This window comes from Vibrio sp. 2130-1 (genome assembly GCF_033339515.1).
On record NZ_JAWOUT010000736.1, the window covers coordinates 1 to 516 of the forward strand.

At 39.5% G+C, this 516-nt stretch carries 1 protein-coding gene; it reads right to left on the reverse strand.

The window, feature by feature from the left end; translation table 11 throughout:
- On the reverse strand, positions 1 to 516 hold a 516-nt coding region (locus R7Q09_RS28425), incomplete at both ends, for a tetratricopeptide repeat protein (protein WP_411913138.1).

A 516-nucleotide genomic window follows, 5' to 3' on the forward strand; every position in this document is an offset into this window, starting at 1 on the left:
GAGTTTTCGCTGTAGGATTCATGTCATACGATTTTTTGTAAGCGATGATAGAATCGTCTAGTTCTTTAGCTTGTTGCCAAAAACTTGCTAGTCTATCTAAATTCTCTTTGGACTTCTCGATATTACCCGCGGCCATTTCCTTTTCTAAAGTTTTCGCAGCTTTGTAAGGAATTCCTTGATATGCCAAGAAGTTTACAAAGCGAAGATACTCTTTCTCACCCTCTAGTTTCCCCATTTTGTAAACCATTTCCAGAGTCGCTAAAGAATTGCGCTCTTGGCCTAACTCCATGTAAATACCAGACAATTGAGTCCAGTAACGCTTATTTTTTGGATATTTAGTGGTTAATATTTTCAATACACCCGCAACGCTCTTGAACTGCTTAAGTTCATAGTGCGCAGACATCAGTAGCTGATACCAAGATTCACTAGGTTCTTTACTCATAGCGATTGCTTGCTTAGCTGGTGGAATCGCGTTTTTGTAATCTTCTAGCTGAACATAAGCACTCGCTAGAGTGA